This is a genomic window from Campylobacter sp. 107 (assembly GCF_002383835.1).
GTDB classification, from domain to species: Bacteria; Campylobacterota; Campylobacteria; order Campylobacterales; family Campylobacteraceae; genus Campylobacter_D; species Campylobacter_D jejuni.
Genome location: NZ_NXBA01000026.1, coordinates 1 through 1,279, shown reverse-complemented (window position 1 = coordinate 1,279; position 1,279 = coordinate 1). Strand labels below are relative to the sequence as shown.

At 27.1% G+C, this 1,279-nt stretch carries 1 protein-coding gene and 1 pseudogene; both read left to right on the top strand.

The annotated features are described in order from the left end of the window. Positions 1–563, top strand: a pseudogene (locus BGS40_RS04350) (hypothetical protein); the annotation flags it as partial. A gap of 8 nt (positions 564–571) precedes the next feature. After that, a partial coding sequence (locus BGS40_RS04345) for a hypothetical protein (protein WP_096738432.1) occupies positions 572–1,279 on the top strand: 708 nt, incomplete at its 3' end.

Sequence of the window (1,279 nt, the reverse complement as noted above, 5' to 3'; positions counted from 1 at the left end):
CAAAGAATATAAACGCTACAAAAAGCAATAATATAAGTTCTAGTGAAAACAATGCTCAAGAAATTATCCCTGATAATGTTATAAGAATACAAACACAAGATGGCAGTGGGGAGTTTATTGAGATAGTATTTCCTAGTCAATTAGAACTCAATGATAAACCTTTGGAAGATGTGAGTTATACATTTGTTCCGGCTTTAAGAGGTTTACATTCAATGTTTAAAATTACAAGTAGACTTAATAGTGGTTTAACGCGACAAGAAGTAGGGAAAATTATTGAAAAACTACAAAAAGGTAGCAGTGGGAATATTCGCCTTTTGAAAAATAAAAAAGAATTAGATGAACTGTGGCAAAAATTAATAAAAAATGCCACAAAGTTAGAAGAAAAACATATTCCTATAAAAAATCATAAAACAGGACAAATTACGCAAGAAAAATTTATAAGATATAAATTGAATGATGGAATTGATATTATATACAGAACAGGTTCTGGAAGTAGCGGAGAAACAATAAATATTTATGGTAAAAATCCAAAGCTCAATAAAACTATTCATATTAAACCATAAGAATAAAAGTGAAAAGAATAAAAGTAATATATGCAATGGGTAATCCTATTTTTTCTTATAAAGAAAAAGATGATATAGGATATAAAAGTTATGAAAATTTAAGTAAAGTATTAAATAATAAACCATATTTTTCTGAAATGGATTTACTTTTAGAATATTTAAGATACACAACAAAAACAGATATTCTCTTAGCATTTGAATATTTATTATTAAAACTTATTGATGATGAATTTTTTGCAAGACATGAAATAGATGCAAATATCATTCAATTTTATAATATTGATAGTCTTAACAACACTCCTTCTTTAAATACACCCAAACCTACCTATATAAGTGAATATATTAATATCTTGGGGCAACTTTTTCTAGCAGGTTATATAGATTTTGGATCTTATTGTGATGAAGATAGAAATAAAATAGATTATCCCTCAAACTTATCTTATTATAAAGAAGATAAATATCAAGCTTGGATATATTTTAGAGATAATTTCTTCTATAAAGAAAGATTTATTAGAGAGTTGGATGATCTCGAGACATTAGATGAGGATGGATGTAGTCTTGTTTTAGGTAATGTTTCTTGGGATACACCACAATATTGGTCACAATATAATATCTGGGTAGCAACAACCCCCAAAGGCACAAAATACTTCCAAGAAATCTTAGCTCCTAAATTTTACAACAAATACAAAGATTTAGAAGTAGAGATTGATGATAAG